General features: G+C 70.7%; 13 protein-coding genes. 12 read left to right on the top strand and 1 reads right to left on the bottom strand.

Going from position 1 to position 14193, the window contains the following annotated elements:
* Window positions 1–4 precede the first annotated feature (4 nt).
* Window positions 5–1672, bottom strand: coding sequence for an AMP-binding protein (locus tag RWK90_RS02320; protein ID WP_314034278.1), 1668 nt, complete (start codon window positions 1670–1672; stop codon window positions 5–7).
* Between the two features lie 428 nt (window positions 1673–2100).
* Here RWK90_RS02320 and rho point away from each other — a divergent pair, with 428 nt between their 5' ends.
* The 12 genes from rho (at window position 2101) to RWK90_RS02260 (ending at window position 14191) form a co-directional block, all read left to right on the top strand.
* Window positions 2101–4290, top strand: coding sequence for a transcription termination factor Rho (gene rho / locus RWK90_RS02315; protein ID WP_314034276.1), 2190 nt, complete (start codon window positions 2101–2103; stop codon window positions 4288–4290).
* Window positions 4287–5372, top strand: a complete 1086-nt coding sequence (gene prfA, locus RWK90_RS02310; protein ID WP_314034274.1) for a peptide chain release factor 1 — start codon at window positions 4287–4289, stop codon at window positions 5370–5372. The genes rho and prfA overlap by 4 nt, the downstream gene beginning before the upstream one ends.
* 2 nt (window positions 5373–5374) lie before the next feature.
* On the top strand, window positions 5375–6367 hold the full coding sequence (gene prmC, locus RWK90_RS02305) for a peptide chain release factor N(5)-glutamine methyltransferase (protein ID WP_314034271.1): 993 nt from the start codon (window positions 5375–5377) through the stop codon (window positions 6365–6367).
* A complete protein-coding gene (locus RWK90_RS02300; RefSeq protein ID WP_314034269.1) occupies window positions 6364–7017 on the top strand; it encodes an L-threonylcarbamoyladenylate synthase in 654 nt (217 codons plus the stop codon). The genes prmC and RWK90_RS02300 overlap by 4 nt, the downstream gene beginning before the upstream one ends.
* 3 nt (window positions 7018–7020) lie before the next feature.
* The gene (locus RWK90_RS02295) at window positions 7021–8181 is read left to right on the top strand and encodes an MraY family glycosyltransferase (RefSeq protein WP_314034267.1); all 1161 of its coding nucleotides are present in this window, start codon (window positions 7021–7023) and stop codon (window positions 8179–8181) included.
* Between the two features lie 10 nt (window positions 8182–8191).
* Window positions 8192–8638 (top strand): hypothetical protein, encoded by a 447-nt coding sequence (locus RWK90_RS02290; RefSeq protein ID WP_314034265.1) that lies wholly within the window; start codon window positions 8192–8194, stop codon window positions 8636–8638.
* A 269-nt stretch (window positions 8639–8907) separates the two neighbouring features.
* A complete protein-coding gene (gene atpB, locus RWK90_RS02285) occupies window positions 8908–9633 on the top strand; it encodes a F0F1 ATP synthase subunit A (protein ID WP_007627624.1) in 726 nt (241 codons plus the stop codon).
* A 100-nt stretch (window positions 9634–9733) separates the two neighbouring features.
* On the top strand, window positions 9734–9973 hold the full coding sequence (locus RWK90_RS02280) for an ATP synthase F0 subunit C (protein ID WP_106386252.1): 240 nt from the start codon (window positions 9734–9736) through the stop codon (window positions 9971–9973).
* Window positions 9974–10005: 32 nt separating this feature from the next.
* Entirely contained in the window at window positions 10006–10578 is a 573-nt protein-coding gene (locus RWK90_RS02275; protein ID WP_314034262.1) for a F0F1 ATP synthase subunit B, read from the top strand.
* A gap of 14 nt (window positions 10579–10592) precedes the next feature.
* Window positions 10593–11411: a F0F1 ATP synthase subunit delta gene (locus tag RWK90_RS02270; RefSeq protein WP_314034261.1), complete on the top strand. Its 819-nt coding sequence runs from the start codon at window positions 10593–10595 to the stop codon at window positions 11409–11411.
* A gap of 97 nt (window positions 11412–11508) precedes the next feature.
* A complete protein-coding gene (gene atpA, locus RWK90_RS02265; protein WP_314034259.1) occupies window positions 11509–13149 on the top strand; it encodes a F0F1 ATP synthase subunit alpha in 1641 nt (546 codons plus the stop codon).
* Between the two features lie 55 nt (window positions 13150–13204).
* Window positions 13205–14191, top strand: coding sequence for a F0F1 ATP synthase subunit gamma (locus tag RWK90_RS02260; RefSeq protein ID WP_314034257.1), 987 nt, complete (start codon window positions 13205–13207; stop codon window positions 14189–14191).
* The last annotated feature ends 2 nt before the right edge of the window (window positions 14192–14193 follow it).

The following is a 14193-nucleotide window of genomic DNA, read 5'->3' as shown; positions in this document are numbered from 1 at the left end:
CGCGTCAGTCGGCCGTGCCCGGGGCGATGGTCGTGACGTCGTAGTCTCCCGCCGCGTGCTGGGCGCGGATGCGCTTCTTGTCGAACTTGCCGACCGTGGTCTGCGGGATGCCGTCGACGAACGCCCAGTGGTCGGGCCGTTTCCAGTTCTCCACGAGCCCGTCGAGTCCCTCCCAGAGGGAGCGGGCGCTCGCGGTCACCCCGGCCTTGAGCTGGACCAGGACGAGTGGGCGTGCGCCCCAGCGGGCGTCGGGCACCCCGACGACGGCCGCGTCCGCGACCCGGTCGTCCAGCAGGACGGCGTGTTCGAGTTCGACGGTGGAGATGAGTTCGCCCCCGGAGGCGATGATGTCGTCGACGCGGTCGACCACGTCGAGGTAGCCCCGGGGCGAGATGCTGGCGACGTCGCCGGTGCGCAGCCATCCGTCGACGAACCGGTCGGGGTCCCGGTCGCCGAGGTACCCGGCGGTGACCCACGGTCCGCGGAGTTGCAGTTCGCCGACGGACCACCCGTCGTTGGGCTGGATGCGGTCGCCGTCGACGAGCCGTGCCTGGACGCCGGCGGGGAAGCGGCCCTGGCCCAGCTGCTGGGCGCGCCGGTAGGTGGCCGACGAGTGGGGGTCGGGGCGGGCGAAGCTGGCGATGGGGCTGGTCTCGGTGAGTCCGTAGGCCTGCATGATGGTGACGCCGTGTCGGTCGACGAACGCGTCGAACAGCGCCTCGGGGACGGGGGAGCCGCCCACGAGGACCTCGCTCAGGTGGCCGATCTGCTGGGGGTGTTTCTCCAGGTGGCGCAACAGTCGTTGCAGGGTGGCGGGGGTGGTGGCCATCTTGTTGGGGCGGAAGGTCGCGAGGAGTTCGGCGATGTCGCGTCCGGTGCTCCAGTACCGCCCCGGCCGGGGTCGCGCGGTGATGACGCCGGCGCCGGACATGAACGCCGCGTAGGGCAGTCCCCACGACATGACGTGGTACATCGGGATGGTGGTGAGTACGGTGTCGCCGCTGCGCAGGGCGGCGCTCTCGGCCATGCACATCTGCATGGAGTGCAGCCAGATGGACCGGTGGGTGAAGGCGACGGCCTTGGAGGCGCCGGTGGTGCCGGAGGTGTAGGAGATCGCCGCGGCGGACCGCTCGTCGAGTTCCGGCCAGGGGTAGGTGGTGGGTTGACCGTCGAGGAGGGCCTCGAGGGCGTGGACCTCGGCGCCGAGGTCGCCGGTGTCGAGGGTGGCGGGGACGGTGGGGGCGACGATGACGAGGTGTCGCAGTGTCTCGATCTGTGCGGCGGCACCGAGTGCCGACGGGAGTAGTTCGGGATCGACCAGGATGACGCCGACCCGGTTCTCCCGCAGGACCGACACGATGAAGTCCTCGGAGCGCAGGACGTTCACGGGCAGCGCGACGGCGCCCATGGCCGGGAGGGCGAACATCAGCTCGACGACCTCCGTGCGGGCGCCGGAGAGGATGCCCACCACGTCGCCGGGGCGGACGTCGAGACCGGCGAGGGCGTTCGCGGTGGCCGCGGCGCGGGAGGCGACCACGTCGAAGCGGACCGGTCGCGGTTCGAGGTCGCCGACGAACCCGGTCACGGTGGTGCCACCGTGTCGCTCCGCGGCGTGCTCGAGGATCCGCGACACGAGCAGTGGTGTGTCCGCCATGGTTCCGAACACGGTCACCTCCACGTCGTGTGCCCAGGTGTGGTGTACGTTACCGCCCCCGGGTCCGGCGCCCGGCGGCGGTCGCGACTCGCACGAGGGGACGTGCACGCGATCCGCGCGCGGGTAGTATGCTTGACCTCAGCCACGGGCGCCCGGTCGTCCCCGCATCCCCAGTCTTCCCACTCGACACCCACCGCAGCAGGTCGGTGCCACGTGGGTCGGTCTCGGTGGGAGCGGCCGATCGGCGAGTGGCGCACAGGGATCCCCGGCAGCGGGCAGTTCTCCCCTCGCGAGGATCCCCCTCAGACGAAAGATCCGTGCCCGGCCATGACGTCGGTGCGGAAGGCCTCACACGGCCACCCCGGGACGGCGAGTCCGCTTCCCGGACACCTGCTCGATGCGAGGCGGCATCCACCGCCCCGGCCCCGGGCCCAGAAAGGATCCCCGTGACCTCGACGGACATCACCTCCACCCCGCCGCAGGGAGCCCCGCTGTCGGCGATGCGCCTGCCCGAACTCAAGTCGCTGGCCCAGCAGATGGGTCTCAAGGGCCTGTCCGGTAAGCGCAAGGGCGACCTCATCGCCATGATCGAGGGCGCCAGGGGTGGCCGTCCCGCCCCCGCCACCGCCCCGGACGGTGACACCGCCACCGCCACCGCCACCGCCACCCGCCGTCGCTCGGCTCAGCGGCCGCAGGCCGCGCCGGAGGCCGCCGCGACGGACGCGGGCCCGGCCACCCGGGACGAGGGCTCGACCGCTACCAGCTCGGCGCCGTCCGCCGACCAGCCGGCGGCGCCCGCTCGCGCGGCGTCGACGGATCAGTCCACCGCGACGGGTCCGGACCGGGGCGAGCGCGACGAGCGGCCCCGGCGCGAGAGCGGTGGGCGCTCCGGCGGCTCCCGTCAGGGACGCGGCCAGCAGGGACGTGACCAGGCCGACGGCGACCAGCAGAGCGGCGACAAGGCCGGTCGGGACGGTCGTGAGGACCAGAACGGGAACGGCGGCCGTGGCGACCAGGCCGGGCAGCGCGGCCGCGGGGACCAGAACGGCCAGGGCGGCCGCAGAGACCAGAACGAGCGCGAGGGCCAGGGCCGTCAGGGCGACCAGCGGGGACGCAACGGCCAGGACGGCCGGAACGACCGCGGTGGCCAGGACAACCGGAACGACCGCGGGAACCAGGGCGGGCGCGACGAGCAGGGCCGACAGGGCAGCCAGCGCGGCCGCGACGACCAGGGACGACAGGGCAACCAGCGCGGCCGGGACGAGCAGGACGGTCAGGACGGCGGCGACACGAACGGCCCCCGGGGTGACGGGCAGAACCGCGACGACGACGGTGGGGGCCGCGGCCGCCGCAGCCGGCGCCGCCGGGAGCGCAACCGCGGAGGGGGCCGCCCGGTGGACGGCGAGGCCGAGGTGCGGGAGGACGACGTCCTCCAGCCGGTCGCCGGCATCCTCGACGTCCTGGACAACTACGCGTTCGTGCGGACGTCCGGCTATCTCGCGGGCAACAACGACGTCTACGTCTCCATGAACATGATCCGCCGCCACGGACTGCGCCGCGGTGACGCGATCACCGGCGCGGTGAAGATGCCGCGCGACGGCCAGTCCGACGCCCAGTTCGACGGGCCGGGCGGAGGCCAGGGCGGCGGCCGGGGTGGTGGACAGGGCGGCAAGAACCGCGCCAAGTTCAATCCACTCGCCCGCATCGACACCGTCAACGGCGGGCCCGTCGAGCAGGCCCGCCAGCGCCCGGACTTCTCCAAGCTCACCCCGCTGTACCCCAACCAGCGGCTGCGCCTGGAGACGGAGAAGAACATCATCTCCACCCGCGTGATCGACCTGATCATGCCGATCGGCAAGGGCCAGCGCGCGCTCATCGTGTCCCCGCCCAAGGCCGGTAAGACCACGATCCTGCAGAACATCGCCAACGCGATCGCGATCAACAACCCCGAATGCCACCTCATGGTCGTCCTCGTCGACGAGCGACCGGAGGAGGTCACCGACATGCAGCGCTCGGTCAAGGGCGAGGTCATCGCGTCGACCTTCGACCGGCCGCCGTCAGACCACACGCAGGTCGCCGAGCTGGCCATCGAGCGGGCGAAGCGCCTCGTGGAGCTGGGTCAGGACGTCGTCGTCCTGCTGGACTCCATCACGCGGCTCGGCCGCGCCTACAACAACTCGTCCCCGGCCTCGGGCCGGATCCTGTCCGGTGGTGTCGACTCCACCGCGCTGTACCCGCCCAAGCGCTTCCTCGGCGCGGCGCGCAACATCGAGAACGGCGGCTCGCTGACGATCATCGCCACCGCGATGGTCGAGACCGGCTCGGCCGGCGACACGGTCATCTTCGAGGAGTTCAAGGGCACCGGTAACGCCGAGCTCAAGCTCGACCGGCGGATCGCCGAGCGCCGCGTGTTCCCGGCCGTCGACGTGGGCCCGTCGGGCACCCGCAAGGAGGAGTTGCTCATGAGCCCCGAGGAGGCGGGCATCATGCACAAGCTCCGCCGGGTGCTCTCGGGCCTGGACACCCACCAGGCCATCGACCTGCTCATGTCGCAGCTGCGCAAGACCAACACCAACTACGAGTTCCTGTTGCAGGTGGCCAAGACGACGCCCACGCTGCCGCAGGACGAGGAGTGACCCAGGGCGCGGGGCGGTCGCCGTCCTCGATCGACGACGTCCTGTCCGAGTACGGCGGCCTCGAGGCGCAGCTGTCCGACCCGTCGCTGCACGAGGACGCCGCCGCCGCCCGTCGGGTCGGCAAGCGCTTCGCCGAGCTGACCCCGATCGTGCAGTGTCACCGGGCACTCGTGGCGACCCGGGACGACGCGGCCGCGGCCCGCGAACTCGCGGGGGACGACTCGTCGTTCGCTGAGGAGGCCGACCGCCTGGACGCCGAGGCCGCCGAACTCGAGGCCCGGTTGGCCGACCTCCTCGCGCCGCGCGACCCGCACGACGCCGACGACGTGGTCATGGAGATCAAGTCGGGGGAGGGCGGCGAGGAGTCCGCGCTGTTCGCGGCGGACCTGGCCCGGATGTACACGCGGTACGCCGAGAAGCACGGCTGGACCGTCGAGGTGCTCGGTCTCACCGAGTCGGACCTGGGGGGCTACAAGGACGCGTCCTTCTCCATCCGCTCCCGCCAGCCGTCGCGGGACGGTGTCTGGTCCCGCCTCAAGTTCGAGGGCGGCGTGCACCGCGTCCAGCGCGTGCCCGTCACCGAGTCCCAGGGCCGCGTGCACACGTCGGCCGCCGGCGTGCTCGTGTTCCCGGAGCCCGAGGACGTCGGCCCGGTGGAGATCGACGAGTCGGATCTGCGGATCGACGTCTACCGTTCGTCCGGCAAGGGCGGGCAGGGCGTCAACACCACCGACTCCGCGGTGCGGATCACCCACCTGCCCACCGGCACCGTCGTCACGTGTCAGAACGAGCGCAGTCAGTTGCAGAACAAGCAACGCGCCCTCCAGGTCCTCGCGGCGCGCCTCCAGGCCGCCGCCGAGGAGGCGGCGGGAGCCGAGGCCGCGGAGGGTCGCGCGAGCCAGGTCCGTACCGTCGACCGTTCCGAGCGCATCCGGACCTACAACTTCCCGGAGAACCGGATCGCCGACCACCGGGTGGGGTTCAAGGCCCACAACCTCGACGCCGTTCTCGACGGCGACCTCGACGCCGTCCTCGACGCCCTCGCCGCCGAGGAACGCCGTCGCCGCATGGAGCAGGCCTGATCATGGCCCCCGACCGGACCGCGGTGTCCGCGGTCGTGCGAGCGGCGGCGCAGCGGCTCCGGGCGGCCGGTGTCGACTCCGCACACGTCGAGGCCCAGCTCATCTGCGCCCACGTCCTGGGGGTCGACCGGGGCCGGCTCATGGTCGCCGACGACCTCGACGCCGCGTCGGTTCTCGAGGTGGACCGCATCGTCGCCGCGCGGACGCACGACCGCACGCCGCTGCAGTACCTGCTCGGGCGGGCGCCGTCCGGTCGGCTCGACCTGGCCGTGGGACCCGGCGTGTTCATCCCCCGCCCGGAGACCGAACTGCTCGTCGAGTGGGCGCTGGCCGCCCTGCCCGCGGCCGGGACGGGTCCCGGGCCGATCGTGGTGGACCTGTGCGCCGGTAGCGGGACCATCGCGTTGGAGATCGCCCACGCGCGACCCGACGCGGAGGTCCACGCCGTGGAGCTCCACGAGCCGGCCCTGGGATGGCTGCGTCGCAACGCCGAGGACCGCGCGGCGGCGGGCGACACCCCGATCACCGTCCACCACGCCGACGCCACCGACGCCCGCACTCTCGAACACCTCCGGGGCCGGGTCGCGGCGGTCGTGTCCAACCCCCCGTACATCCCGATGACCGACGAGCTCCCCGCGGACGTCCTCGCGCACGAGCCCGCCACCGCGCTGTTCGGGGGAGCGGACGGCCTCGTCGTCGTCGTCCCCCTCGTCGACCTCGCCGCCACCCTCCTGGCACCGGGTGGGGTGCTCGCCGTCGAGCACGACGACACCACCGGTGACGCGGTCGCCGCGGTGGTCTCCGCGCACGGGGGGTTCGGTACCGTGGAACAGCACGCCGACCTCGCCCACCGACCGCGGTTCGTCACCGCCAGGCGCGGCGACGCGCCCCGCGACCACGTCGGTGCGCGCCGCGACCACGACGGCGCCGGACACGGCGACACCCACGACGACGACGAGGTCGTCACGAACGCCCGGAAGGGGACCACCCGGTGACCATCACCTACGACTGCACCGAGGACACCGGCCGCGAGGTCGGCCTCAGCTCCGCGGCCGGCGCCCTGCGCGCGGGCAGGCTGGTCGTCACCCCCACCGACACGCTGTACGGCATCGCCGCCGACGCCTTCGACCCCGACGCCGTCGCCCTGCTGCTCTCGGCCAAACGCCGCGGCCCCGACATGCCCGTGCCCGTGCTGGTCGGCTCCTGGGAGACCATCGACGGTCTCGTCGTGAGCACCCCCGCCCCGGCCCGCGACCTCATCCGCGCGTTCTGGCCCGGCGGCCTGAGCCTCATCGTCCACCAGGCGCCCTCGTTGAACTGGAACCTCGGACACACCAGCGGCACCGTCATGCTGCGCATGCCCCTGCACCCCGTGGCCATCGAGCTGCTCCGCGAGGTCGGCCCGCTCGCCGTGTCCAGCGCCAACGTCTCGGGGCAGCCACCGGCCACCACCGTCGCCCAGGCACGCGAGCAGCTCGGCGACTCGGTCGCCGTCTACCTCGACGGCGGTCCCTGCGCGATCGGCGCGCCCTCGACCATCGTGGACCTCACCGGTGCCGCCCCGCGGATCGTGCGGGAGGGCGCGGTGACCGCCGAGCGCGTCGGCGAGGTCCTCGGCACGGACCCCGCGGCACTGCGCGGCTGAGCCGTGGGCATCGGGATCCCGTTCCGGGAGCTCCTGCTCATCGGGGTCACCGCCGGCCTCGTCACCTTCGTCGTGACCGGCCTGGTCAGGGGAGTGGCCCCCGCCATCGGCGGCCTCGCCTACCCCCGGGAACGGGACGTCCACGTGGTCCCCACCCCGCGGCTCGGCGGGGTGGGCATCTTCACCGGGATGCTCGTCGCCGTCTACCTCGCCGCCCAACTGCCCGCCCTCAACCGGGCCTTCCCGCCGTTCGCGCCCGACGTCGAGGCCACCATCATCGCCGGCGGCGTGATCGTCCTGGTGGGGATCGTCGACGACATCCTCGGACTCGGGGCGGTCACCAAACTCGCCGGCCAGGCCGCCGCCGCCGGGGTCCTGGTCGCGATGGGCGTGTCGTGGACGTTGGTGTACCTACCGTTCGGGGACGGCAACATCCTCGTGCTGGACCAGCTCCAGGCCGGGCTGCTCACCGTCGTGTTCACGTTGGCGATCGTCAACGCGATGAACTTCGTCGACGGCCTCGACGGTCTCGCCGCCGGGCTGGGCGCGATCGCGGCGCTGGCCATCTGCGTGTTCTCCGTGGGCATCATGCTCGACCAGGGTGGCACCGTCGGCGCCTACCCGCCCGCGCTCGTCACCGCCGTGCTCGCGGGAGCGCTCCTGGGCTTCCTGCCGCACAACTTCCAACCCGCCCGCATCTTCATGGGCGACTCCGGGTCGATGCTCATCGGGCTCGTGCTGGCCGCCGCGTCGACCAGCGCGTCGGGCAAGATCTCGCAGAGCCTGTACGGCCCGCAGGAGATGATCGTCCTGCTCTCGCCCGTGATCGTGGTGGCCGCGGCGATGTTCGTCCCCGTCCTGGACCTCGTGATGGCCGTCATCCGGCGCGTCGGGGCGGGACGCAGCCCCTTCGCGCCCGACAAGATGCACCTGCACCACCGGCTGCTCGACCTGGGGCACTCGCACCGTCGGGTGGCCCTGGTGATCTACGCGTGGGTCTCCCTGATCGCGTTCGGCGCGGTCGGCGCGACGATGCTGCCCACCGAGGTCATCGTCCCGCTGGTCGCCGCCGGGCTCATCTCCGTCCTGGCCGCGACTCTGGTCCCGCGGCTGCGGAGTTCGCGCGCGGAGGACCGCGTAGGGGGAGACACCCCGGCCGACTAGGCTGCACGGCATGACCGACACGCCCGCACCCGCCGATCAGCCCGCCGAGAGCCCCCACACCGCCGCACTGCGGAAGGCGGTCAGGATCGGCGCCCTCGCGCTCGTCGCGCTCGCCGTGATCAGCGGAGCCGTCTGGGCCCTGGTCGACGGCCTGCCGGGGCTGTGGGGCGCGCTCATGGGCGCCGGCGTGGGCGGGGCGTTCGTGCTCACCACCGCCGTCACCGTGATCGCCACCGCCCGGTCCGCGCCGCAGACCACGGCCGCGGTCCTGCTCGGGACGTGGCTGCTCAAGCTCCTCGTCGCGATGGGCGTCGTCGCGGGCCTCGCGCAGTTCGACTTCTACTCCCACACCGCGTTCGGGGTGACCATCATCGCCGCCCTCGTCGTGGTCCTGGCGGGGGAGACCTGGGCCGTGCTCAAGGCGCGCACGCCCTACGTCGAGCCGACCGTCCCCTGACGGGTCCCCCTGACGACACGCGCCGAGACCGGGGTGTTACTCTCTACGACGGTGAGACGAGCACGTCACCGGGCTGCCACGTGGCCTGACGACGTTCGCGCGCTGACCCGATCCGGCCGCGAACTCCGGGCCGCTCATACCGAACGCGCTGGGGCGCCCGTCGCCCGACACGACCAGGGGAGAACACACTGAGTACCACGCTTCTGGCCTTCAAAGGCGAGTTCCATCCCCCGAACATCGACAAGGAATTCTTCCCTGCCGAGCAGTGGTTGACGGACTTCGCCGGCGGTGCCTTCACCCTCGACCGCCTCATGCTGGTCCGCCTCCTCATGGCGGTCGTTCTCCTCGCGTTCCTCGTGATCGCGATGCGCAACCCGAAGCTCGTGCCGCGGGGCGTCCAGAACGTCGCGGAGATCTGCCTCGACTTCGTCCGGGTGCACATCTCGGAGGAGATCCTCGGTAAGGAGCAGGGTCGCCGCTTCCTCCCGATCATCGCGACGATCTTCTTCGCGGTGGTGGCGATGAACCTCCCGGCCATCATCCCGGGGTTGAACATCTCCCCGAACGCCCGGATCGGCTTCCCGCTGGTGCTCGCACTGCTGGGCTACGTCACCTTCATCTACGCGGGATCCAAGCGCTACGGCTTCGGTCGCTTCATCAAGGCGAGCGTCGTGATCCCCAACCTGCCGCCCGCCCTGCACCTGCTGGTGGTGCCGATCGAGCTCGTCTCGACGTTCATCCTGCGCCCGGCCACGCTCACTATCCGACTCATGGCGAACATGCTCGCGGGGCACCTGATCCTGGTGCTGCTGTTCAGCGCGTCGAACTTCTTCTTCTGGCAGCTCAATGGCTGGACGGTCCTGTCCGCCGGCATCTCGCTGCTGTCCGTCGCGTTCACGCTCTTCGAGCTGCTGGTGATCTTCCTGCAGGCCTACATCTTCGCGCTGCTGGTCGCCGTCTACATCGACAGTGCGCTCCACGCGGAGAACCACTAGTACCCGGGCCGTCAGGCCTGACACGACCACCCGTCAACCAGACAACCCACGTCCGACCGGGGCGGAACCACCCGCCCCGGCCATCTGAAAGGGAAACCCCATGGACATCGTCACTCTCGCCCAGGCCACCGAGCAGACCGTCACCGGCTACGGCGCGATCGGCTACGGCCTCGCCGCGATCGGCCCCGGCATCGGCATCGGCATCCTGGTCGGCAAGACCGTCGAGGGCATGGCCCGTCAGCCCGAGATGGCCGGCACCCTGCGTACCACGATGTTCCTCGGTATCGCCTTCACCGAGGCGCTCGCCCTGATCGGTATCGTCGCCGGCTTCCTGTTCTGATCGACGACACACCGACCTCTTAGGGACGCACCATGAACAACGTCATCGCCATCTTGGCGGCCGAGGGGGAGACACTCCCCCTGGAGGAGAGCCCCAACCCGCTCATTCCTCCGCTGTATGACATCGTCTGGTCGCTCATCCCGCTCGCAATCATCCTCTGGATCTTCTGGAAGTTCGTGCTTCCCAAGTTCCAGCAGGTACTGGACGAGCGCGAAGAGCGCATCGAGGGCGGTCTGCGTCGTGCCGAGCAGACCCAGGCCGAGGCGAAGGAGGAGCTCGCCAAGTACAAGGCGCAGCTCGCCGAGGCGCGCAGCGAAGCGGCCAAGATCCGCGACGACGCGCGAGCCCAGGGGCAGCAGATCCTCGCGGACATGAAGGCCGAGGCACAGGCCGAGAGCGACCGGATCGTCGCCGCCGGCCACCAGCAGCTCGCGGCCCAGCGTCAGCAGATCGTCGCGGAGCTCCGTTCCGATCTCGGGCGTCAGTCCGTCGATCTCGCCGAGCGGCTCATGGGTGAGCAGCTGTCGGATCCCGTCCGTCGCTCCGGCACCATCGACCGCTTTCTGGCAGACCTCGACCGGGTCCCCGGCGCGGGCAAGAACTAAGGGAAGTGGAGTCCATGCACGCAGCGAGTCGCGACGCGCTCGACCAGACCCGTGAAGCACTGACGTCCGCCCTGGCCGCCAACCCGGCCGGGGGCGCCACCGGTGCGAAGGTGGGCCAGGAGCTCTTCCAGGTCGTCGACGTCCTGGAGGACAACCGGTCACTCCGGGTCGCCGTGGCCGACACGTCCGCCCCCGTGGAGGCCCGCCAGGACCTCGTTCGCGGGGTGTTCGGGTGGAAGGTCGACCAGACCACGCTCGATCTCCTGCTCGCTGCGGTCTCCGCGGACTGGTCCAACCCGCGTGAACTGCGGGAGGGCCTGATCCTGCTGGGCCGCGAGGCGCTCCTGCGCTCCGCGGAGCAGCAGGACCAGCTCCAGACGGTCGAGGACGAGCTGTTCCGGCTCGGCCGCATCGTCGCCGGCGACGCCGAGTTCGAGCAGGCACTGGCCGACAAGACCACCCCGGCCGACGCCAAGCGGGCTCTGTTGGCCCAGGTGCTCTACGGCAAGGTCACGGCGGTGACCGAGGCCCTGGCCTCGCAGGCCGTCGCCCGGCCGTCCGGGATGCCCGCCGACGACTTCATGGAGATCTCCAGGCAGGCCGCGGAACTCCGTGGTCGCGCCGTGGCCGTGGTGACGAGTGCGGAGCCCCTCACATCGCAGCAGGCCGACGACCTCCGTGGTCGGCTCGCGTCGATCTACGGCCGGGAGCTCGCCATCCACAACGACGTCGATCCCGCCCTCCTGGGCGGGGCGGTGGTCCGCGTGGGCGACGAGATCATCGACGGCAGCGTGGCGGGTCGCCTGGACGCCTTGCGGCGCACCCTGCGCTGACCGGACAGACCGGTCGAACGACGAGCTGCGGTCGCCAGTGGTCGAGGCTCGCGAAACACCTTCTAAAGCACATCCCGACTTTGAGAGCAGGAATGACATGGCGGAGTTGACGATCTCCTCCGATGAGATCCGCAGCGCGATTGCGAACTACACCTCAACCGTTTCGACCGACGCGACCAAGGAAGAGGTCGGCGTCGTCGTCGACACCAGTGACGGTATCGCGCACATCAGCGGTCTCCCCTCGGCGATGGCCAACGAGCTCCTGGAGTTCCCGGGCGGCATCCTCGGCGTGGCGCTGAACCTCGAGGACCGTGAGATCGGTGCGGTCATCCTCGGCAACTTCGAGGAGATCGCCCAGGGTCAGGAGGTCCGTCGCACCGGTGACGTCCTCTCCGTGCCCGTCGGCGACGGCTTCCTCGGCCGCGTCGTCAACCCGCTCGGCCAGCCGATCGACGGCCTCGGCGAGATCGAGTCCGAGACGACCCGCGCCCTCGAGCTGCAGGCCCCGTCCGTGCTCGAGCGCCAGCCGGTCGAGGAGCCCATGCAGACCGGCATCAAGGCCATCGACGCCATGACGCCGATCGGCCGCGGCCAGCGTCAGCTCATCATCGGTGACCGCAAGACGGGCAAGACCGCCGTCTGCATCGACGCCATCCTCAACCAGAAGGCCAACTGGGAGTCGGGCGACAAGACCAAGCAGCTGCGGTGCATCTACGTCGCCGTCGGCCAGAAGGGCTCCACCATCGCGGGCGTCAAGGCGACCCTCGAGGAGCACGGTGCGATGGAGTACACCACCATCGTGGCCGCCCCGGCCTCCGACTCGGCCGGTTTCAAGTGGCTCGCGCCGTTCACCGGCTCGGCCATCGGCCAGCACTGGATGTACCAGGGCGCCCACGTCCTGGTCGTGTTCGACGACCTGTCCAAGCAGGCCGACGCCTACCGTGCCATCTCCCTGCTGCTGCGTCGCCCGCCGGGCCGCGAGGCCTACCCCGGTGACGTGTTCTACCTGCACTCCCGCCTGCTGGAGCGGTGCGCCAAGCTGTCGGACGAGATGGGCGGCGGCTCCCTGACCGGCCTGCCGATCATCGAGACCAAGGCCAACGACGTCTCGGCGTTCATCCCGACCAACGTCATCTCGATCACCGACGGCCAGGTCTTCCTCGAGTCCGACCTGTTCAACCGCGGTGTGCGTCCGGCCGTCAACGTCGGTATCTCCGTCTCCCGAGTCGGTGGCGCCGCGCAGACCAAGGGCATGAAGAAGGTCTCCGGTTCGCTGCGTCTCGACCTGGCCGCCTACCGCGACCTCGAGTCCTTCGCCACCTTTGCCTCCGACCTCGACGCCGCCTCCAAGGCCCAGCTCGAGCGCGGGCAGCGCCTGGTGGAGATCCTCAAGCAGGACCAGAGCTCGCCGGTGGCCGTCGAGGACCAGATCGTCTCGATCTACCTCGCCGGTGAGGGCTTCTACGACAGCGTTCCCGTCGAGGACGTGCGTCGCTTCGAGAACGAGCTCCTCGAGCACCTGCACCACGCCGCGGCGGACGTGTACAGCCAGATCGAGGGCGGCGCCGCGCTGAGCGACGAGTCCATGGCGACGCTGAAGGCCAAGACGGACGAGTTCAAGGAGGGCTTCGTGGCCTCCGACGGCTCGCGGGTCGTCAACGAGCCCGAGGCCGAGGCGCTCTCCGAGGACGAGATCGACCGCGAGACGCTGACGGTCACCAAGAAGAAGAAGGCCTGAGGCCTCGCGATGACAGCCATCCGATACTCGGGCGAGAGGAGTGTGATCTGAGACCATGGCGAATTTGCGTGAACTGCGCGACCGGATCAAGTCGGTCAACTCGACCAAGAAGATCACCAAGGCCCAGGAGCTGATCGCGACCTCGCAGATCTCCAAGGCCCAGGCCCGCGTCGCCGCGGCGAAGCCGTTCGCGGACCAGATCACGGCGATCCTGACCGACCTCGCGAGCGCGTCGTCGATCCAGCACCGGATGCTCAACGAGCCCGAGGACCCCAAGCGGTCCGCGGTGCTCGTGGTGACCTCCGACCGTGGTATGGCCGGCGGCTACAACTACAACGTCCTCAAGGAGGCCGCCGAGCTCATCGCGTTCCTCGAGGGCGAGGGCCGCGAGGTCGACATCTACGTGCTCGGCAACAAGGGCATCGTGTACTACACGTTCCGCGAGATCCCGCTCGCCGGGTCGTGGCACGGGCACTCCGAGAAGCCGGACTACCAGGAGGCCCGCCCGGCCTTCCAGCTGCTGTCGAAGGCCTTCGCCGTCGGCGGCGAGGGATCGTTCGACGCCTCCGAGTTCCTCGGTCAGGACGAGCAGGGTGACACGACCCGCAAGGGCGTGGACGAGGTCCACATCGTGTACACCCAGTTCGTGTCGATGCTCACCCAGAAGCCCAAGGCGCGGCGGCTGGCCCCGATCGAGACGCAGGTCGAGATCGAGGAGCTGGATCTGGGCGAGGACTACATGGACTCCCCGGAGGCCGAGTACAAGCCCGAGGTCACCTTCGAGCCGGACGCGGACACACTGCTCGACAACCTGCTCCCGAGGTACATGTCGACGCGTGCGTTCGCCGCACTGCTCGAGTCGGCGGCCTCGGAGTCGGCGGCGCGTCGTACGGCCATGAAGTCGGCGACGGACAACGCGACCGAGATCGTCGAGGGCCTCAGCCGCGAGGCGAACCAGGCCCGCCAGGCACAGATCACCCAGGAAATCAGCGAGATCGTCGGCGGAGCCGGTGCGCTCGCCGCGAGCGCAGGAAGTGACTAGAC

Source organism: Dietzia sp. CH92, assembly GCF_032248695.1.
In the GTDB taxonomy this organism is placed as follows: domain Bacteria; phylum Actinomycetota; class Actinomycetes; order Mycobacteriales; family Mycobacteriaceae; genus Dietzia.
Note: the sequence above shows the minus strand (reverse complement) of the source record. Positions and strands in the feature narration are given on the sequence as shown.

Bases quoted from the DNA above. Each gene is read 5' to 3' on its own strand.
- RWK90_RS02270 (WP_314034261.1), top strand. From the start codon at position 10,593: ATGCACGCAGCGAGTCGCGACGCGCTCGACCAGACCCGTGAAGCACTG.
- RWK90_RS02290 (WP_314034265.1), top strand. From the start codon at position 8,192: ATGACCGACACGCCCGCACCCGCCGATCAGCCCGCCGAGAGCCCCCAC.
- prmC (WP_314034271.1), top strand. From the start codon at position 5,375: ATGGCCCCCGACCGGACCGCGGTGTCCGCGGTCGTGCGAGCGGCGGCG.
- RWK90_RS02260 (WP_314034257.1), top strand. From the start codon at position 13,205: ATGGCGAATTTGCGTGAACTGCGCGACCGGATCAAGTCGGTCAACTCG.
- RWK90_RS02280 (WP_106386252.1), top strand. From the start codon at position 9,734: ATGGACATCGTCACTCTCGCCCAGGCCACCGAGCAGACCGTCACCGGC.
- RWK90_RS02275 (WP_314034262.1), top strand. From the start codon at position 10,006: ATGAACAACGTCATCGCCATCTTGGCGGCCGAGGGGGAGACACTCCCC.
- atpA (WP_314034259.1), top strand. From the start codon at position 11,509: ATGGCGGAGTTGACGATCTCCTCCGATGAGATCCGCAGCGCGATTGCG.